Raw genomic sequence first — 25,387 nt, forward strand, 5'->3', positions numbered from 1 at the left:
CGTCAACGCTATCCCTGCCGCTCATGCTCCGGCGCTCGACGCACGTGCCGTCCGGTCGCCCCTCCCCAGCACTTCTAGCGGCTGATCGGGATCTCGTACACGATCTCGCAGTGCGCGGCGGGCACCACGATGTCGGCCGTCTCCACAGGCCGCCCCTGGTCGCTGTAGTACGTCCGCCGGATGTGCGTGACGAGCCTGGCCTTCTGGACGCCGAGTATCGACGCCTCCTCGGCGGTCGCCTGCCTCGGCTCGGGCTGCTCCACGGCATGGCTGACCGTGACGCCGATCGCGGCCATGCGGTTCACGACGCCCGCCCCGGCGTGCGGCCCTCCCTCGGGGAGGACGACGAGGGTGCCGGCGGTGAGGTCGTACGGCTCCCAGCTCGTGGACAGCTGCACGGGCCTGCCGTCGGCCAGGAACTCGTACGTGGTCCGGACGCACAGGTCACCCTCGGCGATGCCGAGCCGCGCAGCGATGTCCGCCGACGCCGGGACCTTGGCATCGGTCCGGCTCTCCCAATCACCTTGCTTGCCCACGCCTTCATATCCGCACGGAACGGCGATCCGCTGGGCTGTTCCCGGGCCGATGACCGGACGACCCGCACCCCGCTTCCGGGGCTAGGCGACGTACGTGCCCGACCCGGCACGGCCTTCCAGCACACCTTGGGCGATCAGCAGCTCCTGCGCACGGCGGACGACGTTCTCGCCCACGCCGCACTCCTGGCCGATCCGCCACAAAGTCAGCACGGTGACACTGCGGCGCGCCCTCGCGGTCCTCCAGGGCGAAGGCTCGAGAAGATCTACGGCAAGGGGAACTTTGTTCGCCGCCCACCACGCAAGATCGTGCACGTCGGCGGATGGGGGACGCTGGACCCAGGGACCGCTGCTGAAGCGGCCCTGCGTGTCACCGTGCCGGGCCTCCGCTGCGCGGGTCGGGCCCGATCCCAGAAAATGCGGGCACACTCCCCGGACTGGGCTTGGGCGGCTGTGAGTGATTCCGCTGGCGGTCGCACGGGTTCGCCGTCGTTGCCGTCAGCCTGGTCCATCAATCTCCTGAAGACCGGTGGTGATCTCGATGGCGACGGCGTCGCGAAGTTTGAGGGCGCCGAAGAAGCCCGAGTACGGCTTGATGCCCCATTGGGACTGCACCACGCTACCGGCACCCTCGACGCTGCCGTCGTCTCGCTGTCGTACCTCCAAGCGGAGCGGACGGGTCTGCCCAACCAGAGTCAGATCTCCCTCAACGCTTGCGCTGTCGTCGTGGATCTCCACGCCTGTGGAAGCGAAGGTCGCATATCGATGCCGATCGACACGCAGCAGCTTGTGCATCGTCTGCTGGATCTGTTGCATGTCGCCGTCGCTGAGCGGCTTGACCCCGCCGGTGCCTTCCAGGACCTTCAGCGCGCCCAGGTCCACGCGTACGGACACCGCCGTCGGCTGGGTTGCGGGGTCCGCCGGTACCGTGACGTGACCTTCCCACTCGGTGGCCTCGATGAGCAGGTCATGTCCGACCCTTGCGGCCACGCCCTGGCGAGCGGTGCGCACCAGCAACCGACCGACCTGCTTGCCAATCATGTACTCGCCTGCTGCCGTGGCCATGATTCCAGCCTACGCTCGGCCAACCGGCCAACCGGCCAACCGGCCACAACATCAACCGTCAACGTTCCGGCGCGTGCGCCTCTGTTGCCGTCATCTTCTGCCGTGAGGTGGCGCAGAGCACCCAGAGCGACCTGGATACGGGTCTTCGAGACGCACTGGGGCTTGATTGACCGGGTGACGGAAACCTGAGCCGGGCTCGTCGGACGTGTCCGGGCATTGTTCGCATGTGCCCTGGGCAGCAAGCGGCCCCTCCGCGAGGGAGGGGGCACCTCTTGCATGGGCCTGCGGCCAGGCGCTTGGAAGATGCGGGCACTTCTGCGCCGCGCGTGCGGTGTGGCTGATGCCTCAGCGATGACCGACTGCTGACGGCTACCGCCGTCCGTCTTCGTTGGCGTCAGCACTGCCGTCACTGCCGTCGCCCCCGTGGGCTCCGGTTTCTGCCGTCTGTGCCGCAGCGGGCTTCACTGCAGATACTTGTGGCTCGTTTGCGGCCTCGGGCACCCCACAGACGACCTCAGGGTGTGCTGCCTGTCGAGGTATCGCAAGCCATGCGGCGTCTTGGCCGCAAGCCGTGGTGATGCGGAGCAGAGTGTTTGTAAGGGAGCGGGGAAGGAGCCAGAGCGGGAGGGAGAACAGGAGGGCAGTTGTGACCGTCCTCGCGATCTTTCTCTTCATCATCGGGACGCTCCTAGTCCTTATCGGTGCACTCCTAATTCTGATTGGAACGTTTCTGATCAGCCTGGGGGCGATCTTGATCTTTACAGGGCTGGCCCTGATCGCCGTAGGTGTGTTCTTGCTAATCCGGAGACACTTCGGACGTGATCGGGAGCCGTGAATTGCGGCCGCATAATCGATCAACGCTGGCATCAAGGCCCTGAGCGCCGACCTCGGTCACGTCGGCGCCGGGTTCACGCTCCGTACCTACACCCACCCCATGCCGAGCAGAGAGAGGCGGACGCGGAAGGTCGTCGACGAGATGTACCGCACGGCCCGCAGGCCTCCGACGGCCCCCTGACGGCCCACGCGTTCCGCACCCGCCCCTGATCACCGGGAAACCGCTGGTCAGGGGCATTCTCGTCCCGTCCGTGGACTCCTTGAACCAGAACTGATATCAGTCCTGATACAGCGTCAGAAACTGTAGGTGCGGTGGGAGGCGGGCGGGCATGGCCGAGCTTGTGGAGCACGGGCAGCTGTTCATCGGCGGGGAGTTGACCGACCCGGTGGGCAAGGACGTCATCGAGGTGGTCTCGCCGCACACCGAGGAGGTCATCGGGCGGGTGCCGCACGCCTCGCGGGAGGACGTCGACCGGGCCGTGAGCGCCGCGCGCCGTGCCTTCGACGAGGGCGGCTGGCCGCGTGCCTCGACGGCGGAGCGGATCGAGGTCGTCACCCGGATCAAGGACGGGATCGCCGCCCGGCACGAGGAGATCGCCCGGGTGATCTCCGCCGAGAACGGCTCCCCGTACTCCTGGAGCGTCCTCGCCCAGGCGCTCGGCGCGATGATGGTGTGGGACGCGGCGATCCGGGTCGCGCGCGGCTTCACCCACGAGGAGCGCCGCGACGGCGTGCTCGGTCCGATCCTCGTGCGGCGCGAGCCGGTCGGTGTGGTCGCCGCCGTCGTCCCGTGGAACGTCCCCCAGTTCGTCGCGGCCGCCAAGCTCGCCCCCGCGCTGCTGGCCGGCTGCACGGTCGTGCTCAAGCCGTCCCCGGAGTCCCCGCTGGACGCTTACCTCCTCGGTGAGATCGCGCGCGAGGCCGGGCTGCCGGACGGCGTCCTGTCGATCCTGCCCGCCGACCGCGAGGTCAGCGAGTACCTGGTCGGCCACCCCGGCATCGACAAGGTGTCCTTCACCGGCTCGGTCGCGGCGGGGCGGCGGGTGATGGAGGTGGCCGCCCGCAACCTCACCCGGGTCACGCTGGAGCTGGGCGGCAAGTCGGCGGCGGTCGTGCTGCCGGACGCCGACCTCCAGGCGGCCGTCTCGGGGATCGTCCCCGCGGCCTGGATGAACAACGGGCAGGCGTGCGTCGCCCAGACCCGCATCCTCGTACCCCGCGCCCGCTACGACGAGTTCGCGGACGCCTTCGCGCAGGCCGCGGGCGCCCTGAAGGTCGGCGACCCGCTGGATCCGGCCACCCAGGTCGGTCCGCTGGTGGCCCGGCGGCAGCAGCGCCGCAACCTCGACTACATCCGCATCGGCCAGGAGGAGGGCGCCAAGATCCTCACCGGTGGCGGCCGCCCGCCGGGCCTGGACAGGGGCTGGTACGTCGAGCCCACCCTCTTCGGCGACGTCCACAACTCCATGCGGATCGCCCGCGAGGAGATCTTCGGCCCGGTCATCTGCCTGCTCCCGTACGGCGACGAGGCCGAGGCCGTGAAGATCGCCAACGACTCCGACTACGGCCTGTCCGGCAGTGTCTGGACGGCCGACGTCGAGCACGGCGTCGAGATCGCCCGCCAGGTGCGCACCGGAACCTACTCCGTCAACACCTTCAGCCTCGACATGCTGGGCCCGTTCGGCGGCTACAAGAACTCGGGCCTGGGCCGGGAGTTCGGCCCCGAGGGGTACGGCGAGTACCTGGAGCACAAGATGATCCACCTGCCGGCGGGGGCGTAGCGATGGGGGACCGCTGGCACATCGAGGTCGACCGGTCGCTGTGCATCGGCTCGGCGCAGTGCCTTCACCACGCCCCGGACGGCTTCCGCCTCGACACGGCCCGGCAGTCCCACCCGGTCGAGGCGGACGCCGACGCGGGCGAGCAGTTGCTGGCGGCGGCCGAGAGCTGCCCGGTGGAGGCGATCACGCTCACCCTGGCGGCCGGTGGGGAGCCGGTGTTCCCGCCCGAGGAGTAGCACCCTCGTGCTGGAAAACGGTCCCATTTGGGCGGTTCTGTCACGCCCCTGCGGGTCTATCCTGAAAGCAGCCTACGAGGCGAGTGAGGGAGCCCGACCGCAGCGGCCGACTTCGGCGCGACGCATCACGCATCCGCCGGTGCCGACTGTCTCGGTAGGGCTGAGAGGCCGGAAGGCAGCAGTCGGGCCGAACGGCGACCCCTATCACCTGATCCGGACCATACCGGCGAAGGGAACCCGTCTCGTAGGTCCCGTCGTGTCCGGGGCCCCTCTCCGTCGCCGGCTGCCGCGAGCCATTCCGCCGCGGGCGCTTCCTGGGCGAGGCCGCGCGCGAGGCGCCCAGGGTGCCGGCTCCCGAGGAAGCCGGATCGCCGGGAGCGGTTTTCCGAATCCTCATCGGAACAGCAAGCGGTCGCGTACGGAGAAGCTCGGAGCCACCTGGATCTCCAGTGCGCCGGCGCTTTCGCCCATGTGGAAGTCGACCGAGACGTTCATGGCCGACGAATCAGAAGTGAATGCCAGCCGCGTCGCACTCTCGCGGAAGATGTCCAGCAGCAGCTCACCGCCATTCGTCCAGCGGACTCTCACTGATCTGCCGAGCACGTCATAGGAGAGGACGAGGGAGGCGCCGTCGTCGCTGTGCCAGCCAAGCACTCGCGCACCGCTTTCATCGGTGTCCGGCCACTGGCCGATCGCATCGAGGACCTCCTCGTCGCGGGGGGCGAGGAACTCCCGGTGCATGCTATTTGCCTCGCTTCTCGCTGTACGTCCCGCTGCTTCCGCCGTCACGCCCGTGTCACAGCCGCCCCTCAGCGCTCCGCCCACGCCCCAGGCCCTGTCCCCGGCCCCGGCTCCGTCAGGTCGATCAGGCGGCACACCGTCTCTATGTCGATCTTCACCTGGGCGATCGAGGCGCGGCCCGAGAGCCACGTGATCAGCGCCGAGTGCCAGGTGTGCTCGATCACCCGGACGGCGGACAGCTGGTCGGGGGAGGGGTGTTCCAGGCCCATCGCGTCCAGGATGATCACCGTCGTCTGCCGGGAGACCTGGTCGACCTCGGGGGAGACGCTGCGGTCGGCGAAGGTCAGGGCGCGGACCATCGCGTCGGCCAGGTGCGGCTCGCGCTGCAGCGCGCGGAAGGCCCGCATCAGGGTCTCCGCCACCCGCTCGGCCGCCGTGTCACCCGCCGGCGGCTTCTTGCGCAGCGTGCCGTGCATGTGCTCCAACTGGTCCTGCATGGTGGCGACCAGCAGGTGCACCTTGGACGGGAAGTAGCGGTACAGCGTGCCGAGGGCCACCTGCGAGGACTCGGCGACCTCGCGCATCTGCACCGCGTCGAAACCGCCCCGGCTGGCAAGCTGCGCGCTCGCGTGCAGGATCCGCCGGCGACGGGCCGCCTGGCGCTCGGTCAGCGGCGCCGAAGGGGGCCGGGCGCTACTCGCTTCCAGCTTGGATTCCGCAGGCATGGGTCCCGCTCCGTGACAGTCGGTGAGGGCTTCGGTAGGGCATGTGATCATCTTGCACGGCGGGGGCCCGTGCCGTGGCGTGAATCACCTGATCCACTGCTCACAGGGCCCCTACCTGCCGGTAGATTCAGAGCCTCTTGAACGATCAAGTCTGGAACTTGTTCTAGATTAGCGTCCCGACGTAGTCTCGCGGGACAGTGCAGGGAGAAGGGGGCCCAGAGTGACCGCTGAGGCCAGTCAGGCGAGTCCCCGACCGGACCTCGCGGCAGACGGCGAGCGACCGCTCAAGATCGCGCTTCTCACCTATAAAGGGAACCCGTTCTGCGGCGGCCAGGGCGTCTACGTACGGCACCTCTCCCGCGAGCTGGCCCGCCTCGGCCACCGCGTCGAGGTCATCGGCTCCCAGCCCTACCCCGTCCTCGACGAGGGCTACGACGGGCTCAGCCTGACCGAGCTGCCCAGCCTCGACCTGTACCGCCAGCCCGACCCCTTCCGCACCCCCGGGCGGGACGAGTACCGGGACTGGATCGACGCCCTCGAGGTCGCCACCATGTGGACCGGCGGCTTCCCCGAACCGCTGACGTTCTCCCTGCGCGCCCGCCGTCATCTGCGCGCCCGCGCGGGCGAGTTCGACGTCGTCCACGACAACCAGACGCTCGGCTACGGCCTGCTCGGCGACATCGGCGCCCCCCTGGTCACCACCATCCACCACCCCATCACCGTCGACCGGCAGTTGGAGCTGGACGCCGCCGAGGGCCGGCAGCGCAAGCTGTCCGTGCGCCGCTGGTACGCCTTCACCCGCATGCAGAAGCGCGTCGCCCGCCGCCTGCCCTCGGTGCTCACCGTCTCCGGCAGCTCCCGCCAGGAGATCGTGGACCACCTCGGCGTCCGCGACGACCGCATCCACGTCGTCCACATCGGCGCCGACACCGACCTGTTCGCGCCGAATGCGGCCGTCCCCGAGGTCCCCGGCCGTATCGTCACCACCTCCAGCGCCGACGTGCCCCTCAAGGGCCTGGTCTTCCTCGTCGAGGCCCTCGCCAAGGTGCGCACCGAACACCCCGCCGCCCACCTCGTCGTCGTCGGCAAGCGCCCCACCGAGGGCCCGGTCGCCCAGGCCGTCGAGCGCTACGGCCTCGAAGACGCCGTCGAGTTCGTCAAGGGCATCTCCGACGCCGAACTGGTCGACCTGATCCGCTCGGCCGAGGTCGCCTGCGTGCCCTCGCTCTACGAGGGCTTCTCGCTGCCCGCCGCCGAGGCCATGGCCACCGGCACCCCGCTGGTCGCCACCACCGGCGGGGCCATCCCCGAGGTCGCCGGCCGCGACGGCGAGACCTGCCTGGCCGTACCGCCCGGCGACCCGGGCGCGCTCGCCGCCGGACTCGGCCGGCTGCTCGGCGACCCGCAACTGCGCACCAGGCTCGGAACGGCCGGCCGGGCCCGGGTCCTTGAGCGGTTCACCTGGGCCCGTGCCGCCGAGGGCACCGTGGCCCGCTACCGTGACGCCATCGCCCGTCACCCGGGCACGCCGTCCGCTCCCGCGCGCCCGCCCGTCGCGCAGGCGGTCGTACCCGAAGAACCACCCGCCTCCGACCGCGACACCTCCGACCGCGAAAGCAGGGCCACGTGCTGACCGTCGACTTCTCCCGGTTCCCGCTCGCCCCGGGAGACCGCGTCCTGGACCTCGGCTGCGGCGCCGGCCGGCACGCCTTCGAGTGCTACCGGCGCGGCGCGCAGGTCGTGGCGCTCGACCAGAACGCCGAGGAGATCCGTGAGGTCGCCAAGTGGTTCGCGGCCATGGCGGAGGCGGGCGAGGCCCCGGCCGGAGCGACCGCCACCGCGATGGAGGGCGACGCCCTCGCTCTGCCGTTCCCCGACGAGTCCTTCGACGTCGTCATCATCTCCGAGGTCATGGAGCACATCCCCGACGACAAGGGCGTGCTCGCCGAGATGGTGCGCGTCCTCAGGCCGGGTGGCCGTATCGCCGTCACCGTGCCCCGCTACGGCCCCGAGAAGGTCTGCTGGAGCCTGTCCGACGCCTACCACGAGGTCGAGGGCGGTCACATCCGCATCTACAAGGCCGACGAACTGGTCGGCAAGATCCGCGAGGCCGGCCTCAAGCCGTACGGCAGCCACCACGCGCACGCCCTGCACTCGCCGTACTGGTGGCTGAAGTGCGCGTTCGGCGTCGACAACGACAAGGCGCTGCCCGTGCGCGCCTACCACAAGCTGCTGGTCTGGGACATCATGAAGAAGCCGCTGGCCACCCGGGTCGCCGAACAGGCGCTCAACCCGCTCATCGGCAAGAGCTTCGTGGTCTACGCGACCAAGCCCCACCTGCCCCGTCTCGCCGACACCGACGGGGCGGCCGCCAAGTGACGACGCCCCGGACAGAGCACCTGGTCCTGCCCGGGGTCCTCACCGCCGAGCAGGCCGCCGCGACCGTCCGCGGCATCCTCGCCGTGCAGCGGGAGGACGGCGCCATCCCCTGGTTCCGCGGCCACCACCTCGACCCGTGGGACCACACCGAGGCCGCCATGGCCCTGGACGCGGCCGGCGAGCACGAGGCGGCCGAGCGGGCCTACACCTGGCTCGCCACCCACCAGAACCCCGACGGCTCCTGGTACGCCGCCTACGCCGACGGCGCCCACGACGACGTCACCGACCGCGCGCGCGAATCCAACTTCGTCGCCTACATAGCGGTGGGCGTCTGGCACCACTACCTGTCCACCGGCGACGACACCTTCCTGGACCGCATGTGGCCCACCGTCCAGGCGGCCATGGAATGGGTGCTGCGGCTGCAGCAGCCCGGCGGCCAGATCGGCTGGCGCCGCGACGACGACGGCACACCCACCGCGGACGCGCTGCTGACGGGCAGTTCCTCCGTCCACCACGCGCTGCGCTGCGCCCTCGCCATCGCCGATGAACGCGAAGAACCGCAGCCGGACTGGGAGTTGGCGGTCGGCGCACTGCGCCACGCCATCCGCCGCCACCCCGAGCGCTTCCTGGACAAGGACCGCTACTCGATGGACTGGTACTACCCGGTCCTCGGCGGCGCGCTGACCGGAGCGGAGGCCAAGTCCCGCATCGAGGCGGACTGGGACCGTTTCGTCGTGCCCGGCCTGGGTGTGCGCTGCGTCGTCCCCAACCCGTGGGTGACCGGCGGCGAGTCCAGCGAACTCGCCCTGGCCCTGTGGGCGATGGGCGAGTCCGACCGCTCCCTGGAGATCCTCCAGTCCATCCAGCACCTGCGCGACCCGGCGACGGGCCTGTACTGGACGGGGTACGTCTTCGACGACGGTGCCGTCTGGCCGCAGGAACTCACGACCTGGACGGCGGGCTCCCTGCTGCTCGCGGTCGCCGCCCTCGGCGGCCACGACGCCACCTGCGCGGTGTTCGGCGGCGAGCACCTGCCGTCCGGCCTGGACCCCGACTGCTGCCGCTAGGGCAGCGCCGGGGTCCGGGTACCGGACGTCAGTGCCGGTGCATGCGGTTGGCGATGGCGTGCCCCACGAACAGGTACACCACGGCGGCGAGGCCGTATCCGGCGACCACCCGGGCCCAGGCCTCGTCGAACGTGAAGAGGTCGTGGGACCAGCCGGCCAGCCAGGCGGCGGCGTCATGGACGAACTGCACCAGGCTGTTGGCCCGGTTGGCGTCCAGCAGGTACATCAGAATCCACAGGCCGAGGATGAAAGCCATGATGTCGGCGACGACGGCGACGACCGTCCCGGCCTGATTCGCTCCGTTGCGATATCCAGACATGCCCTTCGGATTGCCGCTTCCGGGGCCGTGAAACAAGGCCGGCCACCCCGACGGCGTCGTCCGGGTGGCGCATACCTGCCCGTCGGGGGAGGCTTCCGGAGGAAACACCCGCTCGGGGAGACACGTCCGGAGGACCCCGTGCCCGTACCGATTCGGCGCCTGTGCGTGGCGCTCACCCTGTGCTGCGCACTGCTGGCCGGCTCAACCGCCTGCGGAAGCAGCGAGAAGACCAGGACGAAGGACACCGCGGATGTCGCGGCCGTCGACGCGGCCACGCCCAGCCCGACCACGTCGGCCGAGCGGCAGAAGTTCGCCAAGACCCGTTTCGTGGCCAACGCGGGCCTCGCGGCGGGCGCGACCTACCAGTGGATCGTGAAGCCCTGGAAGGCCGGCAAGTTCAAGAAGGGCGCCAAGGGGCGCAAGGTGTCCCTGGTGAAGGCCGGTCTGGCCGGCGCCTTCGTCTACAGCCGGCTCAAGGCCGCCCAGCGCAACGCCCAGGGCGACCCGGCGCTGACCAAGGCCCTCGCCCCGCTCACCGCCGGCATCGAGGGGCTCAAGAGCCTCCCGGCCAAGCTGCGCGGCGGCGACGCGGACGCGGCCGGCACCTTCGACGACATCATCAACAAGGTCAAGGACGCGGGCAAGAGCGCCGGGGCCCCGGTGAAGGACCAGGTGCCGTCCTCGTCCCAGCTGTCCGCCGGCTAGGAGTTCAGCTCCGCCAGCACCCTCAGGGTGTGCGGGTCCGGTGACAGGGCCAGCAGGTCCGTCACCGGGCCCTTGCGCCACAACTCAAGGCGTTCGGCGATCCGTTGCCGCGGACCGACCAGTGAGATCTCGTCGGCGAACGCGTCCGGCACGGCCAGCACGGCCTCCTCCCGCCGCCCGGCCAGGAACAGCTCCTGGATCCGCCGGGCCTGCTCCTCGTACCCCATGCGGGCCATGAGGTCGGCGTGGAAGTTGCGGGACGCGTGCCCCATCCCGCCGATGTAGAAGCCGAGCATGGCCTTCACCGGCAGCAGGCCCTCGGCCACGTCGTCGCACACCTTCACCCGGGCCATCGGTGCCACCATGAAGCCCTCGGGCAGCTCCCCGACCGCCGCCCCGTACACCTCGGGCCGGCTCGGCGACCAGTACAACGGCAGCCAGCCGTCGGCGATCCGGACCGTCTGCGCGACGTTCTTCGGGCCCTCCGCGCCGAGCAGCACGGGCAGGTCGCCGCGCAGCGGGTGGGTGATCGGCTTCAGCGGCCTGCCCAGACCGGTGCCGTCCGGGCCCCGGTACGGCAGCGGGTGGAACCGGCCGCCGGACACCACCGGCGCCTCGCGCCGCAGCACCTGCCGCACCACGTCCACGTACTCCCGGGTCGCGGTCAGCGGGGACTTCGGGAACGGGCGGCCGTACCAGCCCTCCACCACCTGTGGCCCGGAGAGGCCGAGCCCGAGCAGCACCCGCCCGCCGGAGAGGTGGTCCAGGGTGAGCGCGTGCATGGCGGTCGCGGTCGGCGTGCGGGCCGCCATCTGGGCAACTGCCGTGCCCAGCCGGATCGTCGAGGTCCGCGCGGCGATCCAGGTCAGCGCGGTGAAGCAGTCCGAACCCCAGGACTCGGCCGTCCACACCGAGTGGTAGCCGAGCCGTTCCGCCTCGCGGGCCAGCGGTACATGACCGGCGTCCGGGCCGCGGCCCCAGTAGCCGAGAGCGAGACCGAGCCGCATGCGTCTGCCTCCTGACGGACCGTCAGTGGTGTGCCGGGAGGCGACTGTACGACAACGGCCCCCCGCCCGGAAGGGCGAGGGGCCGTGCGCGCGAGTACCGGCGCGGGGCGCGCGACGTCAGCCGCGCTGGATCCCGGAGGTGTCCTGGAGCACGCCGCGGCGGCCGTCCTGCGTCTGCGCCACCAGCGAGCCACCCCGCTGCTCGACCGCCAGGTACCAGGTGCCCGGCGCCAGTTCGGCGATCGGGTTCGGCGAGCCGTCCTCGGCGAACAGCGGCCGGGCGACCGGCACGGCGAACCAGAACGGCGAGAAGTCCCCGCCGCCGTGCTGCGGCGCCGGGGCGGCGGCCTGCTGGGGCGCCGGCTGCTGCCCGAACGGCTGGCCCGGCTGCGGCTGCGCGCCGTACGGCTGACCCGGCTGCGGCTGGGCGCCCGGGTAACCGTAACCACCGGGCGGCTGGGCGCCGTAGGGCTGCGGGGCGGCCGGCTTGGGAGCCGGGACCAGACCGGCCTGCAGGGCCGGCACGAGGGGCGTCGCGATGGCGGCACCGGCCATGACGAGGGTGGCGATGAGCGCGATGATCAGGCCCGTGCCCGCGCTCGGGCCGTTGCCGGAGTTGCCGGAGAAGTTGTTGGCGCCGCCCGCCGGGTCGATGACGTTGCCCAGCGCGCTCCACGCGGCGAACACCGCGAAGGCGACACCGAACTGCCCGAGGTCGAGACCCACGACCTTGCGCGGCTCGGGCAGGGCACGGGAGACGACGATCAGCGCCGCGCCGATGATCCCCGCGAGGACGACGCTGAGCAGGACGGGTCCGCTCGCCCACAGGTTCGGCAGGTCGAGGCCGTTCAGCGGCCCGTCGTACGAGTAGTTGTCGAGGAACGACGCGATGAACAGCAACACCGCTGCTCCGATCACCACGCCGTCGCCTCTAGTGAGGGAGCGGATATTCACTTCAGGTCCTTCGTAGGTCGTCTCGACGTCGGTAGACACTATCGTCCGCAAGATCGGCCTGTCCGCCCGGTTGCGCCCGTCGTCACGACTCGCGCAGGAAACTCACGATTCCCTCGGAGATCCCCTGCGCCGCCTTCTGCCGCCAGGTGCCACTGGTGAGGAGTGCCGCGTCCTTGCTATCGCGCATGTTGCCGCACTCGATGAAGACCTTGGGAACCGTTGACAGATTGAGACCGCCCAGGTCCTGACGTGTGACGAGACCGGTACCGTCGCCCACGTAGTTGGAGGGGGGTTCGCCCGTGACGCGGACGAACTTGCCCGCCACCCGCTCGCCCAGGTCGCGCGAGGCGGCGGCGATGGGCCGGGTGTCGGCGGCGCCCGCGTGCACGGCCGCCGGGAGGATGACGTGGAAGCCGCGGTCGCCCTCGGCCGCGCCGTCGGCGTGGATGGAGATGGCGGCGTCCGCGTGCGCCGTGTTGCCGATCCGGGCGCGCTCGTCGACGCAGGGACCCCAGGGCGGGGAGTCCCCGTCGTGCGTCAACTTCACGGTGGCGCCCTGCCGTTCCAGGATCGTGCGCAGGCGGTGGGCGACGTCCAGGGTGAACCGGGCCTCGGAGTAGCCCGCGTCGGTGGACGTGCCGGTGGTGTCGCACTCCTTCTTGTTCGTGCCGATGTCCACCTGGCGGCCGATCTCGGCCGTGTGCCGGAAGTTGCCGGGGTTGTGGCCGGGGTCGATGACGACCACCTTGCCGCGCAGGGCGCCGGACGCGGCCGGGGCGGTGGTGGTGCGCTTCGGGCTCGGCCGCTTGGCGTCGGCGGTGGGCGTACCCGGGCCGGACGACACGGCCGGCGGTGCCGACGAACCGGCGGGCGAGCCGGCGGAGGTGGACGCGGAGGCGGTGCTCACGGCGCCCGAGGAGCCGCCCGAGCCGCCCACCGCCTCGTACACCAGCCAGCCGAGCAGCGCGCCGGGCACCAGCGCGGCGAGCGCGACGGTCAGCGGTCCGCGCCTGGGCCGGCGCGGCTGCGGGGGATCGAAGTCCGGGCCTACGTACGACACGCCTGCCACCCTAGCGGCCGTCCAGGGCCTTCACATGACCGAGAGGTCCCAATGGGTGGCGCGGCCGGGGACGGCGGCCGTCCGGACGCCGCCTCGGAAACCGCGGACGATCAGCCACCCGGCGACCCCGAGCACCGCCAGGTGGGGCCCGACACCGACGGCCCGGCGCGGGGCTTCGCGGCCGGTGCCCGCGAGCGCGGCGAGCGCGTTGCCGAGGAGGCCGACCAGTGGCGCCCCGAAGACGAGCAGAAGCAGCCCGATCTGGAAGTCCGCAGCCCCGCCCCCGTCCTTGACCGTCCCCCGGCGATCACGGCGGGGCTCAGGTCAGACGCCCGTGCCGGTCCGCCGCAGCACCCGCAACGAGCCGGTCACGGAGGTCTCCGTGAACGCGCCCGATTCCAGGGCCCGGAGGTAGACGTGGTACGGGGCCTGGCCGGTGAACTCGTCCTCGGGGTGCGGGAACACGTCGTGGATGACGAGCAGTCCGCCGTCGGCGACATGCGGGGCCCAGCCCTCGTAGTCGGCGTTCGCGTGCTCGTCGGTGTGGCCGCCGTCGACGAAGACGAGGCCGAGCGGGGAGTTCCAGATGGCGGCGATCTGCGGGGAGCGGCCGACGAGGGCTACCACGTGGTCCTCCAGGCCCGCCCGGTGCAGGGTCCGGCGGAAGGCGGGCAGCGTGTCCATCAGACCGATCTCCGGGTCGACCGTGTCGGGGTCGTGGTAGTCCCAGCCCGGCTGCTGCTCCTCGCTGCCCCGGTGGTGGTCGACGGTGAGCGCGGTGACGCCGGCCCCGCGGGCCGCGTCGGCGAGCAGGACCGTCGAGCGTCCGCAGTAGGTGCCGACCTCCAGGAGGGGGAGGCCGAGACGGCCGGCCTCCACGGCGGCCGCGTACAGCGCCAGGCCCTCGTCCACGGGCATGAAGCCCTTCGCCGCCTCGAACGCGGCCAGGATCTCGGGCTTGGGTGCGGCGGGCATGGGGCGCCTTTCGGTCGGACGGCTTTCCGGGCGCCTATGCTGCCGCACCCCCTGCCGCCGGGACGACAGGGGGTGCGTGCGAGGCGCTTGCCGGGCGGCGCGAGCGCGCTACACGGTCACCGTCTCGCCCGGCAGGGAGAGGTCGAGCTCGACGGCCCGCTCCTCGCCGTGGTGGCTGGCGGCGGAGGCCAGCGGACCGTGCCCGGCCGCCTTCGCGGCGAGCACGTACGCGCCCCCGGCCGGCACGGCGAGGGTGTAGCCGCCGTCGGCGCCGGAGAGGGCCGCCCCCGCCTGGCGTCCCCGGCGGTCGATCAGGGTGACCTTGGCGCGGGCGACCGGAGTGCCCCCGGCGTCCAGCACCCGGCCCCTGAAGCCCCGAAGCGCCTGCTCCGCGCGCTCCAGCGCCGCGTCCTCCTCGCTGCTGGCGCGCAGCTGGGTGTGCGCGGCGGGGCGGGGCGCCCTGGGCAGCAGGAGCGCGAACAGCAGGCCGACCGCGACGGCGGCGGTGGCGATCAGGAAGGAGACGCGGAAGCCGTGCATGGTCGGGACGGCGATCCCGCCGGTGTGGTGTGCGGTGTTGGCCAGCACCATGCCGATGACGGCGCTGGAGACGGAGGTGCCGATCGACCGCATCAGGGTGTTGAGGCCGTTGGCCGCGCCGGTCTCGGAGGCCGGGACGGCGCCGATGATCAGGGCGGGCAGGGAGGAGTAGGCGAGGCCGATGCCGGCGCCGAGCACGACGGAGGTGACGATGGTCTGCCAGGCCGCGTCCATCAGGCCGAGGCCGCCGCCGTAGCCGAGGCCGATGACCAGCAGGCCGATGATCAGGGTGACCTTGGGGCCGTAGCGGGCCGACAGACGGGCGTAGACCGGTGCCGTGAACATCATCGTCAGGCCCAGCGGCGCGACGCACAGGCCGGCGACGACCATGGACCGGCCGAGGCCGTACCCGGTGGCGGCCGGCAGCTGGAGCAGCTGGGGGAGGACCAGCGAGACGACATAGAAGCTGACGCCGACCATGATCGAGGCGAGGTTGGTGAACAGCACGGCCGGGCGGGCGGTGGTGCGCAGGTCGACCAGGGGAGCCTGGACGCGCAGCTCGTACACGCCCCACAGGAGGAACACGGCGACGGAGGCGGCGAACAGGCCGAGCGTGGTGCCGGCGGACCAGCCCCAGTCGCTGCCCTTGGTGATCGGCAGCAGGAGCAGGACCAGCCCGGCGGACAGGCCGAGGGCGCCGGGCAGGTCGAAGGTGCCCCGGGCGCGCATCGGGGACTCGGGCACCACGAGGAGGGTCAGGGCGATGGCGATGGCGCCGAGTGCGGCGGCGCCGTAGAAGAGGGAGTGCCAGTCGCTGTGCTGGGCGACGAGGGCCGCCGCGGGCAGCGCGAGGCCGCCGCCGACGCCGATCGAGGAGCTCATCAGGGCCATGGCGGAGCCGAGTCGCTCGCGCGGCAGCATGTCGCGCATCAGGCCGATGCCCAGCGGGATGGCGCCCATGGCGAAGCCCTGGAGGGTGCGGCCCACGATCATGGTGAGGAGCTGGCTGGTGAGGGCGCTGACCAGGGCGCCGACCACCATCACGGCGAGGCTCAGGATCAGCAGCCGGCGCTTTCCGTAGAGGTCGCCGAGGCGGCCCATGATGGGGGTGGCCACGGCGCCGGACAGCAGGGTCGAGGTGAGGACCCAGGTGGCGTTGCTGGGGGCGGTGTCCAGGAGCTGCGGCAGGTCCTTGATGACCGGCACGAGCAGGGTCTGCATCACCGCGACCACGATGCCCGCGAAGGCGAGCACCGGGACCAGGGCTCCGCCGGCCCTCCGGTCGGGCTGGTCGGTCGTCGTGTGCGTCATTGAGTGAGGCCTCCCGTGGACATAAGTGCCCGGTAAACCTCGTATGCACAGGCAACTATTCCGTTGCTTCGGGCCTCTAATGAATCCTTGACCCGCTCATGGGTTTCTGACTTCCCGTCACGGTCTGGCCTGTTGGTGGAACACGTTCTAATCTGACCCGTCATGAAGGCCTATGTAGCCGGGGTCGGGATGACCCGCTTCGAGAAGCCCGAGACCAGGGAATGGCAGTACTGGGACATGGCCCGGGAGGCGGGCGGCACCGCGCTCGCCGACGCCGGGATCTCCTACGCCGACGTAGAACAGGTTCCTGTCGGCTACTGTTTCCAGCCCTCGACCGCCGGCCAGCGCGCCGTCTACGAACTCGGCCTGACCGGCGTTCCCGTCTACAACGTCAACAACAACTGCGCGACCGGCGCCACCGCGCTGATGCTGGCCCGCCGGCTCGTCGAGGGCGGCTGCGACTGCGTCCTGGCGCTGGGCTTCGAGAAGATGCGCAAGGGCGCGCTCGGCGCGGGTGCCGACGGAGGCGACTTCGCCACCTCACCGGTGGCCCGCCACTACGGGATCATGGCCGCCCGGCACGGCTTCGAGGCCACCCCGCCGACCGCGCAGCTCTTCGGCGGCGCGGCCCGCGAGCACATGGACCGGTACGGCACCACCGAGGCACAGCTAGCCGCGGTCGCCGCCAAGAACCACCGCCACTCCGTCCACAACCCCTACGCCCAGTTCCGGGACGCTTACGACGTCGACGAGATCCTCGCCGCGCGCACCGTGCACCGGCCGCTGACCAAGCTCCAGTGCTCACCGACCTCGGACGGCGCGGCCGCGGCCGTGGTGGTCTCGGAGCGGTTCGCCGAGGAGCGGGGCCTGAGCGGCCTGACCGAGATCGTCGCGCAGGCCATGGCCACGGACACACCGGAGTCCTTCGCCTCCGGTTCGTGCATCGACGTCGTCGGGCAGCCGATGTCCCGCGAGGCGGCCCGGCAGGTGTACGAGCGGGCCGGGCTCGGCATCGACGACGTGGACGTCGTGGAGCTGCACGACTGCTTCTCCGTCAACGAACTGCTCACCTACGAGGCGCTCGGCATGTGCCCGGCCGGCGAGTCCGGAGCGCTGGTGGAGTCCGGGGCGACCACCTACGGGGGCCGCTGGGTGGTGAACCCGTCGGGCGGGCTGATCTCCAAGGGCCATCCGCTGGGTGCCACCGGTCTCGCGCAGGCCGCCGAACTGGTCTGGCAGCTGCGCGGCGAGGCGGGGCGGCGGCAGGTGCCCGGCGCCCGGGTGGGACTCGCGCACAACATCGGGCTGGGCGGGGCGGCGGTCGTCACGCTGCTGCGGGCGGCGTAGGTCGCACGGACCAGGACCCGCTGGTCCGAAAAGCCGATGCAGGGGGCGCGGCCGGGTTGAGAGCATGACACCCATGCTCGATGCCGCCGATGTCTCCCGCCGCGCGTCCCGCCGCCCGGTGACGCCCCCGACCTGGCTGGTGGTGGCGCTGGCCTGCGCGGGCCAGTTCCTGGTGGTGCTCGACGTGTCCGTGGTCAACGTCGCCCTGCCGTCGATGCGGACGGACCTCGCACTGAGCGCCCCGGGCCTGCAGTGGGTGGTGAACGCGTACGCCATCGCCTTCGCCGGCTTCATGCTGCTCGGCGGCCGGGCCGGCGACCTCTACGGCCGCAAGCGGATGTTCCTCGTCGGGCTCGGCCTGTTCACCGTCGCCTCGCTGGGCGGCGGACTCGCCGAGGACGGCTGGCAGTTGCTGCTGGCGCGGGCCGTGCAGGGGCTGGGCGCGGCCGTGCTCGCCCCCTCGACGCTGACCCTGCTGACGGCCGCCGTCCCCGAAGGGGCCGCCCGGGCCCGCGCGATAGCGACCTGGACCGCGGTCGGCGCCGGCGGCGGGGCGGCGGGCGGACTGGTCGGCGGGGTGCTGGTGGACGTGCTCTCCTGGCGGTGGGTGCTGCTGATCAACGTGCCGGTGGGCGCCGTGGTGCTCGCCGGCTCCGCGCTCTGGCTGGCCGAGAGCCGTGCCGGGGCGCGGCGGCGCCTCGACCTGCCGGGCGCCCTGCTGGTGACGGCGGGCCTCGCGATCCTCGCCTACGGCATCGTGCAGACCGAGGAGCGGGGCTGGACGGCCGCGGCCACGCTGCTGCCGCTGTCCGCCGGACTGGCCCTCATCGGCTGCTTCCTGCTGGTCGAGGCCCGCACCGCGGCGCCGCTGATGCCGCTCGGACTGCTCAGGCTGCGCTCGGTGGCCTCGGCGAACGCGGCCATGTTCGTCTCCGGCTCCGCCATGTTCTGCATGTGGTACTTCATGACGCTGTACGCGCAGAACGTGCTCGGCTACTCGCCGCTGGAGGCCGGTCTCGCCCTCGTGCCCAGCTCCCTGTCGGTGGTCGTCGGCTCCAAGGTGGCCCCCCGGCTGATGCGCTCGGCCGGGGCCCGCACGGTGGCGACGCTGGGCACCCTGGTGGCCGCGGCGGGCTTCGCCTGGCAGTCGACGATGAGCGCGCACGGGGCGTACGTCACCGGGATCATGATCCCCGGCATGCTGATGATGCTGGGCGCGGGCCTGGCCGGGACCCCGCTGGCCGCCCTGGCCACGTCGGGCGCGGCCCCGGGCGAGGCCGGACTGGTGTCGGGCCTGATCAACACCTCGCGCACCATGGGCGGTTCGCTGGGGCTCGCCGTCATGTCGACCGTCGCCGCGGCCGGCACCGGCAGCGGGCACGGGCCCGGTGCCCTGACCGACGGCTACGCGCTCGCCTTCCGCACCAGCGCGGCCCTGCTGCTGGGCGGGGCGCTGCTGATGCTGGTGTGGCTGCCGCGAAGGACTTCGGCGAATTCCGCGGGATGAGGCAACGGTCCGGGCGGCCCGTGGACTCCTTCTGATGTCTAGGAGGTGCCCATGGGGGATCGGAAGTCGGCTCGGGACGAGGAGTTCCAGAGCTTCATGACCGGCCGCTGGCCGCGGCTGATGCGCACGGCGTTCCTGCTCACGGGGGAGCAGCACGCCGCCGAGGACCTGGTCCAGTCGACGCTCGAACAGGTCTACGTGGCCTGGCGACGGGTCGGCTCGGCCGACGATCCGGAGGCCTACGTACGCCGCGTGATGATCAACGCACACGCGCGCAGGCACCGGAGACGGCTCAAGGAGTTCCTGGCCCCGAAGGACGACTCGGGGCTGGTGCGCGAGGTGGCCGACACGGGCGACCGGATGGCGCAGGCCGACGACCGGGGCGCGCTGCTGGGCGCGCTCGCCCGGCTCCCCGCGCGACAGCGGGAGGCGGTGGTCCTGCGCTACTGGGAGGACCTGACGGAGACCCAGACGGCCGAGGCGATGGGCTGCTCGGTCGGCACGGTGAAGAGCAACGCGGCCAAGGGCATCGCGAAACTCCGCGCCCTGCCGGGACTGGCCGAGACGGTGACGCACGGAGGGCGGAAGTGATGAGCGCGGACCGGGAGAACCACGAGATGACACCGTCGGACATCGCCCTGCTCCTCGCGGACACCGCGGACCGGGTCGAGATCGGCACGGCTCCGGTGCAGGCGGTGCTGCGCGGCGGCTGGCGGCGCAGAGCCAGGCGCTGGGCGGTGACGGCGGCCACGGCGCTGGTGCTTGCCGGGTCCACGGGTGCCCTGGCCGTGACCGGGATGCCGGGCGGCGGCCGTGCCGACCGGATGCCGGACGTGGCGAAGCCGCCCGCCTCGGCCGAGGCGCGGCACGTGTACGACCCGCAGCGGACCGAGATCGCTCGGGGCACCTACCGGGGCAAGCGGTGGACCGTCTTCGTCGACGTGTGGGGAGCGCCGCGTGACGCGCGCGAGGCGGACCGCCAGTTCGGCGCCATGGCCGAGCGGGGCGTCGAGCCGGCCGAGGCCCGCAAGCCCGCCGACCTGATCGGCATGACCTCGTACTTCGCGATGCGCGGCTGGGGCGGCTCGGACCGTCCGCGGCAGGTGATGTTCAACTCGGTCGAGAAGTTCGAGCGGTTCAGGGGCACGGACATGGAGGCCGGCGCGACCCGTCTGGGCACCGGCGGCGAGAGCTCCGGCCAGCTGGTGATCGGCATGGTCGCGAAGACCGCCCGGCAGGTCACCTGCCGCTGGAAGGACGGCAGGACGGCCGTGGCCGAGCCGGCCGAGGGCTTCTCCGCCCGGGACACGGGCACGGCGATCCGCACGGTGGCCGGCTTCGAGGGGGCGAATTGGTTCACCTGCGTCGCACCCGAAGGCACGTCCTACGCGTCGGCGGAGGTGACGAGGTAGCGGAGGCGCCGGGAGGTCACAGCCGAGGTCACAGCCACCCCTGCTGACGGGCCTCCCGGACCGCCTCCGCCCGGTTGCGGGTGCCCGTCTTGCCGATGGCGGAGGACAGGTAGTTGCGGACCGTCGACTCCGACAGGTGCAGCCGGCCGGCGACGTCCGCGACCGTCGCCCCGTCCGCCGACGCCTGCAGCACCTCGCGTTCCCGCGCCGTCAGCGGGTTCGGACCGGCACTGAGCGCGGCGGCGGCCAGCGCCGGGTCGACCACGGTCTCCCCGGTCAGCACGCGCCGGACGGCCTGGGCGAGTTCCTCCACCGGCCCGTCCTTGACCAGGAAACCGGCCGCCCCGGCCTCCATGGCCCGGCGCAGATAGCCGGGCCGGCCGAAGGTGGTCAGGATCAGCACCCGGCAGTCCGGCGCCTGCTCGCGCAGCAGGGCCGCCGCGTCCAGGCCGCTGACGCCCGGCAGTTCGATGTCCAGCAGGGCCACGTCCGGCCGGTGCAGCAGCGCCGCGTCCACGATCGCGTCGCCGGACGACACCTGGGCGACCACCTCGATGTCGTCCTCCATGCCGAGCAGCAGCGCGAGGGCGCCGCGCAGCATGCCCTGGTCCTCGGCGAGCAGGACTCGGATGTTCTTCACGGCCCCAGCGTAGCCGCGGAAGTGAATCGAAGACCCGTCACGGCTTCGGTCCGCGGGGGTTGACGATTCCCGGTGACGCGCAAACAATCGCCTCTGCATTTCCGGTATTTGTTCGGTATTTCGGCGCGGAAAAGGTTCGGTATTTCGATCGAACGACGTTCGGTATACCGACCGGACCCGCTCCGACCCCCACGAGAGACCGAAGAGGTGCACGTGTTCCCCACCCACCCGCGCTCCGTCCCGCGGCGGATCAGAAGCGCCGTCCTGTCCGTGCTCGCGGTGCTCGCCACGGCCGCCGCGCTCGTCCTCGGCACCGGCGCCCCGCAGGCCGCCGCCGCGAGCTCGCTGCCCTGCGACGTCTACGCGGCCGCCGGCACGCCCTGCGTCGCCGCGCACAGCCTCGTCCGCGCCCTGTACTCCGCCTACGGCGGCTCCCTCTACCAGGTGAAGCGGGCCTCCGACGGCACGACCAGGAACATCGGCGTGCTGGCCACCGGCGGATACGCGAACGCGGCCGCCCAGGACTCCTTCTGCGCCGGTACGACCTGCGTCATCACCGAGATCTACGACCAGTCCGCACGCCACAACCACCTCACCGTCGAGGGCGCGGGCGGGGCCGGCGCGGCCGACGTCGCGGCGCCCGCCGACGCCCTGCCGGTGACCGTCGGCGGGCACCAGGTCTACGGCCTGGAGATCTCCGCCGGCATGGGCTACCGGGACGACTCCACCTCGGGCGTGGCCGTGAACGGGCAGGCCGAGGGGATGTACATGGTGACCTCGGGCACCCATGTCAACGGCGCCTGCTGCTTCGACTACGGCAACGCCGAGACGAACAACAAGGACACCGGCAACGGGCACATGGACGCCATCAACTTCGGCACCGAGTGCTGGTTCGCCCCCTGCTACGGGCAGGGGCCCTGGGTCCAGGCCGACCTGGAGAACGGCCTGTTCCAGTCCGACGCCGGGTACAGCAGGAACACCTCCGACACCGGTACCGGACCGATGCCGTTCGTGACCGCGCTGCTGAAGAACAACGGGCAGAACCATTTCGCGCTGAAATACGGCAATGCGCAATCCGGCGGGCTGACGACCACTTATTCCGGCGGCGAGCCGACCGCCGGCGGCTACTCGCCCATGCACCAGGAGGGCGCGATCGTCCTCGGCACCGGAGGCGACAACAGCAACGGCTCCATCGGCTCCTTCTTCGAGGGCGTGATGACCTCCGGGATACCGACGGACGCGGCCGACGACGCCGTCCAGGCCGACATCGTCTCCGCCGGGTACGGCGGCCCGACCGGCAGCACCGGCACCCTGAGCCCCAGCTCGGAGGTCTCGCTGCGCGCGACCACCGCCTGCTGCACCACCGACTACCTCCGCCACCAGGCCGACGCCGGTGTCATCTCCCCCGTGGCGTCGGGCAGTTCCGCGCTCGACAAGAGCGACGCGACCTGGATCGTGCGCCGTGGGCTCGCCGACGGCTCCTGCGTCTCCTTCGAGTCGCGGAACTACCCCGGTGACTTCCTGCGCCACTACAACTACCGGATCTACCGGCAGCCCATGAACGGCACGAGCCAGTTCCGCGCCGACGCCACCTTCTGCCCCGGTACCGGCAAGAGCGGCACGGGCACCTCGTTCGCGTCGTACAACTACCCGACGCGCTACCTGCGCCACTACGACCTGGGCGTGTACGCGGCGAGCGACGGTGGCGCCAACGCCTTCGACAGCGCCACCTCGTGGAGCGACGACGTGAGCTGGGTGGTCAGCCCGCCCTGGGCGCCGTAACCGCCGTACCCGCCCCCACGGCCGCGAGTGCCGCCGGCTCCACCGGGAGTTCGGCGGTGACCGTGAAGCCGCCGCGCGGCGACGGGCCGGCCCGCAGGGAGCCGCCCGCCGCCGCCAGGCGCTCGGTCAGGCCCGTCAGACCGGTGCCGCCGATGCCCTCCGCGGAGCGCGCGGCGGCCCGGCCGGCTGCGGCACCCGTGCCGTCGTCCGTGACGGTGAGCCGGGCCTGCTCGGCCGTGCTCTCCACGGTGATCTCGCAGCGGCCGGCGGCGCTGTGCCGGACGACGTTGGTGACCGCCTCCCGCACCACCCAGCTGAGCAGTGCCTCGGCCTGCGGCTCCAGCGGCGCGCCGGACTGCCGCACCACCGGCTGGATGCTCGCCGCGGACAGCGCCGAGCGGGCCCGGGTCAGCTCGGTGGCCAGACTGCCCTCGCGGTAGCCGGTCACCGCCTCGCGGATCTCGGTGAGCGCCTGCCGGCCCACCGACTCGATGTCACCGATCTGCGCGAGGGCCGCGTCCATGTCCCGCGGGGCCAGCCGCCGGGCCGCCTCCGACTTCACCACGATCACCGACAGGGTGTGCCCGAGCAGGTCGTGCAGATCGCGGGAGAAGCGCAGCCGCTCCTTCTCCACCGCCCGCCGGGCCAGCTCCTCACGGGCGGACCGCAGTTCCCGCACGGCCTCGGAGAGCCCGAGGATCGCCGCGGTCACCATGCTCGACAGGAAGGTCGCGTACCCGATGTTCGTGGCGTCCCCCCAGCCGTCCCGGGCGGCGGAGACGGCGGCCGCGTACAGCGCCAGCAGCAGACCCGTGCGGCCCAGCCACGGGCCGCGCAGGGTGGCGCCGGCCGCCAGGCCCAGCAGCGGGAAGAACATCAGCCAGTTGCCGCCGTACCCGAGCGCCAGCCCCGTGGTCAGCAGGCCCATCAGCCCCAGCGCCACCCGGGTGGACACCGCCTGGCGCCTGTCCCGGTCGAAGGAACGGAAGGTGACGTAGATGTACAGCGAGTTGAAGGCGAGCAGGCCGAGGCCGCCGATCCAGGGGTTCGGGGTGCGGCCCTGCAGCAGGTTGGAGAAGGACCCCATGCCCATCAGCAGCCACGGCAGCAGGGCGAAACCGGTGGGCGGCGGCCCCGGGTGGTCGACCTCGGGGACCCGGCCCGTCTTACGGGCCGCCCGATGCACCGCCCTGAAGCGCTCGTGGTCCGCCCTCCACTGCGCCTGCGCCGCCTGCCAGGCCGTCACCTGGCACTTCACTCCACGCCACCACGTCATGTCCCCGTCCCCCGATCAGTTGGTCAGCATGATGATCGCACCGGGAGCAGGTCCGCGCCCTGTGCCGCGTCATGCCTACGACGGTAGGAATCCGGGCCGCCTCCCGGGAAGACGCGGATGTACGGACCCGGGCGGTACAAATGTCACAGCCGCCCATCTGACACAGCGTCAGGAGACTTCACAAGTACCGGGCGCTGGGCTATACAGAGGGCGCCGGACTGGAACGCGTTCTAGATCCGCCCGTGGACGACCTCGGCGCGGCCGACGGTGCGGACGTCCGCGCCGAGGTCTTGAGACCCGTCAGGAGCCCCATGCCCATCGACGCCGCCAAGGCCCTCGCCGCCGAACCCCGGACCGACGGGATCAGCTGGACCACCAAGGACGTCCAGCTCTACCACCTCGGCATCGGCGCCGGCGCCGACCCGGACCGCGACAGCCCCGCCACCGACCCCGACGAGCTGCGCTACCTCCTGGAGTCCCGGCTGCACGTCCTGCCGAGCTTCGCCACCGTCGCCGGAGCCGGCGCACCGGGCGTCATCAGCGGACTGTCCATGCCCGGGGTGGAGGTCGAGCTGGCCAAGGTCCTGCACGGCGGGCAGACACTGGAGATCCACCGCCCCGTCCCGGCCCAGGGCACGGCCACCGCCACCCACCGGCTCGCCGCCGTGTACGACAAGGGCACGGCCGCCATCCTCGTCCTGCGCACCGAGGTCGCCGACGCCGACGGACCGCTGTGGACCAACGACTCGCAGATCTTCGTACGCGGCGAGGGCGGCTGGGGCGGCGACCGCGGCCCCTCCACCCGCCTCGACCCGCCCGCCGGCGAACCCGACCGGACCGTCGAACGCCCGGTGCGCGCCGACCAGGCGCTGCTCTACCGCCTCTCCGGAGACTGGAACCCGCTGCACGCCGACCCCGAGTTCGCGAGGCTCGCCGGGTTCGACCGGCCCATCCTGCACGGTCTGTGCACCTACGGCATCACCCTCAAGGCGGTCGTCGACACGCTGCTCGGCGGCGACGTGACCCGGGTCCGCGGCTACACGACCCGCTTCGCCGGCGTGATGTACCCGGGCGAGACCCTGCGCATCCGCATGTGGCGGCAGCAGGGGAGCGTCCGGGTGGCCGTGAGCGCCGTGGAGCGGGACGACGCGCCCGTCCTCGCCGACACCATCGTCCGACACTCCTGACACC

At 71.9% G+C, this 25,387-nt stretch carries 24 protein-coding genes and 2 pseudogenes; 14 read left to right on the plus strand and 12 right to left on the minus strand.

The genetic code is table 11. The annotated features are described in order from the left end of the window. Positions 1-74 precede the first annotated feature (74 nt). A pseudogene (locus V7E45_RS04700) lies at positions 75-746 on the minus strand (GntR family transcriptional regulator). Between V7E45_RS04700 and V7E45_RS04705 the strand changes: the two are divergent. Beyond that, positions 730-911: pseudogene (locus V7E45_RS04705) on the plus strand (GntR family transcriptional regulator); the annotation flags it as partial. The pseudogenes V7E45_RS04700 and V7E45_RS04705 sit on opposite strands and share 17 nt — an antisense overlap. Positions 912-1,031: 120 nt before the next feature. Here V7E45_RS04705 and V7E45_RS04710 read toward each other — a convergent pair. Continuing rightward, entirely contained in the window at positions 1,032-1,598 is a 567-nt protein-coding gene (locus tag V7E45_RS04710) for a YceI family protein (protein ID WP_333772785.1), read from the minus strand. Positions 1,599-2,175: 577 nt separating this feature from the next. On the opposite strand from V7E45_RS04710, the gene V7E45_RS04715 reads away from it, so the two are divergent. From V7E45_RS04715 to V7E45_RS04725, 3 genes are all read left to right on the plus strand, one after another. Next, a complete protein-coding gene (locus V7E45_RS04715; protein ID WP_333772786.1) occupies positions 2,176-2,433 on the plus strand; it encodes a hypothetical protein in 258 nt (85 codons plus the stop codon). A gap of 328 nt (positions 2,434-2,761) precedes the next feature. Continuing rightward, a complete protein-coding gene (locus V7E45_RS04720; protein WP_333772787.1) occupies positions 2,762-4,213 on the plus strand; it encodes an aldehyde dehydrogenase in 1,452 nt (483 codons plus the stop codon). Positions 4,214-4,215: 2 nt separating this feature from the next. Further along, complete coding sequence (locus V7E45_RS04725; protein WP_333772788.1) at positions 4,216-4,449, plus strand: ferredoxin; 234 nt, start codon at positions 4,216-4,218, stop codon at positions 4,447-4,449. Positions 4,450-4,842: 393 nt separating this feature from the next. On the opposite strand, the gene V7E45_RS04730 is transcribed toward V7E45_RS04725, so the two are convergent. After that, positions 4,843-5,190, minus strand: a complete 348-nt coding sequence (locus V7E45_RS04730) for a hypothetical protein (RefSeq protein ID WP_333772789.1) — start codon at positions 5,188-5,190, stop codon at positions 4,843-4,845. 68 nt (positions 5,191-5,258) lie between these two features. After that, the gene (locus tag V7E45_RS04735) at positions 5,259-5,915 is read right to left on the minus strand and encodes a TetR family transcriptional regulator (RefSeq protein WP_333772790.1); all 657 of its coding nucleotides are present in this window, start codon (positions 5,913-5,915) and stop codon (positions 5,259-5,261) included. A 220-nt stretch (positions 5,916-6,135) separates the two neighbouring features. Here V7E45_RS04735 and V7E45_RS04740 point away from each other — a divergent pair, with 220 nt between their 5' ends. The 3 genes from V7E45_RS04740 to V7E45_RS04750 are packed head-to-tail and all read left to right on the plus strand — an operon-like array spanning position 6,136 to position 9,361. Beyond that, positions 6,136-7,548 (plus strand): glycosyltransferase family 4 protein, encoded by a 1,413-nt coding sequence (locus V7E45_RS04740; RefSeq protein ID WP_333772791.1) that lies wholly within the window; start codon positions 6,136-6,138, stop codon positions 7,546-7,548. After that, entirely contained in the window at positions 7,542-8,294 is a 753-nt protein-coding gene (locus tag V7E45_RS04745) for a class I SAM-dependent methyltransferase (RefSeq protein WP_333772792.1), read from the plus strand. Before V7E45_RS04740 ends, V7E45_RS04745 begins: the two co-directional genes overlap by 7 nt. Next, the gene (locus V7E45_RS04750) at positions 8,291-9,361 is read left to right on the plus strand and encodes a prenyltransferase/squalene oxidase repeat-containing protein (RefSeq protein WP_333772793.1); all 1,071 of its coding nucleotides are present in this window, start codon (positions 8,291-8,293) and stop codon (positions 9,359-9,361) included. Before V7E45_RS04745 ends, V7E45_RS04750 begins: the two co-directional genes overlap by 4 nt. Before the next feature lie 28 nt (positions 9,362-9,389). Here the strand turns inward: V7E45_RS04750 and V7E45_RS04755 are convergent, their stop codons facing one another. Continuing rightward, a complete protein-coding gene (locus tag V7E45_RS04755) occupies positions 9,390-9,680 on the minus strand; it encodes a hypothetical protein (protein ID WP_333772794.1) in 291 nt (96 codons plus the stop codon). Between the two features lie 138 nt (positions 9,681-9,818). Here V7E45_RS04755 and V7E45_RS04760 point away from each other — a divergent pair, with 138 nt between their 5' ends. After that, positions 9,819-10,385: a hypothetical protein gene (locus V7E45_RS04760; protein WP_333772795.1), complete on the plus strand. Its 567-nt coding sequence runs from the start codon at positions 9,819-9,821 to the stop codon at positions 10,383-10,385. Here V7E45_RS04760 and V7E45_RS04765 read toward each other — a convergent pair. The 5 genes from V7E45_RS04765 to V7E45_RS04785 form a co-directional block, all read right to left on the minus strand. Then, positions 10,382-11,392 (minus strand): LLM class F420-dependent oxidoreductase, encoded by a 1,011-nt coding sequence (locus tag V7E45_RS04765; protein ID WP_333772796.1) that lies wholly within the window; start codon positions 11,390-11,392, stop codon positions 10,382-10,384. The two genes, V7E45_RS04760 and V7E45_RS04765, sit on opposite strands and share 4 nt — an antisense overlap. A 117-nt stretch (positions 11,393-11,509) precedes the next feature. Further along, a complete protein-coding gene (locus V7E45_RS04770) occupies positions 11,510-12,346 on the minus strand; it encodes a hypothetical protein (protein WP_333772797.1) in 837 nt (278 codons plus the stop codon). An 82-nt stretch (positions 12,347-12,428) separates the two neighbouring features. Then, a complete protein-coding gene (locus V7E45_RS04775) occupies positions 12,429-13,406 on the minus strand; it encodes an N-acetylmuramoyl-L-alanine amidase (RefSeq protein WP_333772798.1) in 978 nt (325 codons plus the stop codon). Between the two features lie 324 nt (positions 13,407-13,730). Then, the gene (locus V7E45_RS04780; RefSeq protein ID WP_333772799.1) at positions 13,731-14,381 is read right to left on the minus strand and encodes a class I SAM-dependent methyltransferase; all 651 of its coding nucleotides are present in this window, start codon (positions 14,379-14,381) and stop codon (positions 13,731-13,733) included. A gap of 108 nt (positions 14,382-14,489) precedes the next feature. Continuing rightward, positions 14,490-16,232 (minus strand): MFS transporter, encoded by a 1,743-nt coding sequence (locus V7E45_RS04785; protein ID WP_333772800.1) that lies wholly within the window; start codon positions 16,230-16,232, stop codon positions 14,490-14,492. Positions 16,233-16,394: 162 nt separating this feature from the next. On the opposite strand from V7E45_RS04785, the gene V7E45_RS04790 reads away from it, so the two are divergent. The 4 genes from V7E45_RS04790 (at position 16,395) to V7E45_RS04805 (ending at position 20,498) form a co-directional block, all read left to right on the plus strand. After that, positions 16,395-17,579 (plus strand): lipid-transfer protein, encoded by a 1,185-nt coding sequence (locus tag V7E45_RS04790; protein ID WP_333772801.1) that lies wholly within the window; start codon positions 16,395-16,397, stop codon positions 17,577-17,579. A 64-nt stretch (positions 17,580-17,643) separates the two neighbouring features. Then, positions 17,644-19,086: an MFS transporter gene (locus V7E45_RS04795; protein ID WP_443055938.1), complete on the plus strand. Its 1,443-nt coding sequence runs from the start codon at positions 17,644-17,646 to the stop codon at positions 19,084-19,086. 51 nt (positions 19,087-19,137) lie between these two features. Beyond that, the gene (locus V7E45_RS04800; RefSeq protein ID WP_333772803.1) at positions 19,138-19,677 is read left to right on the plus strand and encodes a SigE family RNA polymerase sigma factor; all 540 of its coding nucleotides are present in this window, start codon (positions 19,138-19,140) and stop codon (positions 19,675-19,677) included. Further along, positions 19,677-20,498, plus strand: a complete 822-nt coding sequence (locus tag V7E45_RS04805) for a hypothetical protein (RefSeq protein ID WP_333772804.1) — start codon at positions 19,677-19,679, stop codon at positions 20,496-20,498. The genes V7E45_RS04800 and V7E45_RS04805 overlap by 1 nt, the downstream gene beginning before the upstream one ends. 28 nt (positions 20,499-20,526) lie before the next feature. Here the strand turns inward: V7E45_RS04805 and V7E45_RS04810 are convergent, their stop codons facing one another. Continuing rightward, positions 20,527-21,138 carry a response regulator transcription factor gene (locus tag V7E45_RS04810; protein ID WP_333772805.1) on the minus strand — a complete coding sequence of 204 codons (612 nt, stop codon included), beginning with the start codon at positions 21,136-21,138 and terminating at the stop codon, positions 20,527-20,529. Between the two features lie 213 nt (positions 21,139-21,351). On the opposite strand from V7E45_RS04810, the gene V7E45_RS04815 reads away from it, so the two are divergent. Next, complete coding sequence (locus V7E45_RS04815; RefSeq protein WP_333772806.1) at positions 21,352-22,920, plus strand: alpha-L-arabinofuranosidase B; 1,569 nt, start codon at positions 21,352-21,354, stop codon at positions 22,918-22,920. On the opposite strand, the gene V7E45_RS04820 is transcribed toward V7E45_RS04815, so the two are convergent. After that, complete coding sequence (locus V7E45_RS04820; protein ID WP_333772807.1) at positions 22,898-24,196, minus strand: sensor histidine kinase; 1,299 nt, start codon at positions 24,194-24,196, stop codon at positions 22,898-22,900. The two genes, V7E45_RS04815 and V7E45_RS04820, sit on opposite strands and share 23 nt — an antisense overlap. A 311-nt stretch (positions 24,197-24,507) precedes the next feature. Here V7E45_RS04820 and V7E45_RS04825 point away from each other — a divergent pair, with 311 nt between their 5' ends. Further along, positions 24,508-25,383, plus strand: a complete 876-nt coding sequence (locus V7E45_RS04825) for a MaoC/PaaZ C-terminal domain-containing protein (protein ID WP_333772808.1) — start codon at positions 24,508-24,510, stop codon at positions 25,381-25,383. Positions 25,384-25,387 lie beyond the last annotated feature (4 nt).

The organism is Streptomyces sp. IBSBF 3136, from assembly GCF_036815105.1.
Taxonomy (GTDB): domain Bacteria; phylum Actinomycetota; class Actinomycetes; order Streptomycetales; family Streptomycetaceae; genus Streptomyces.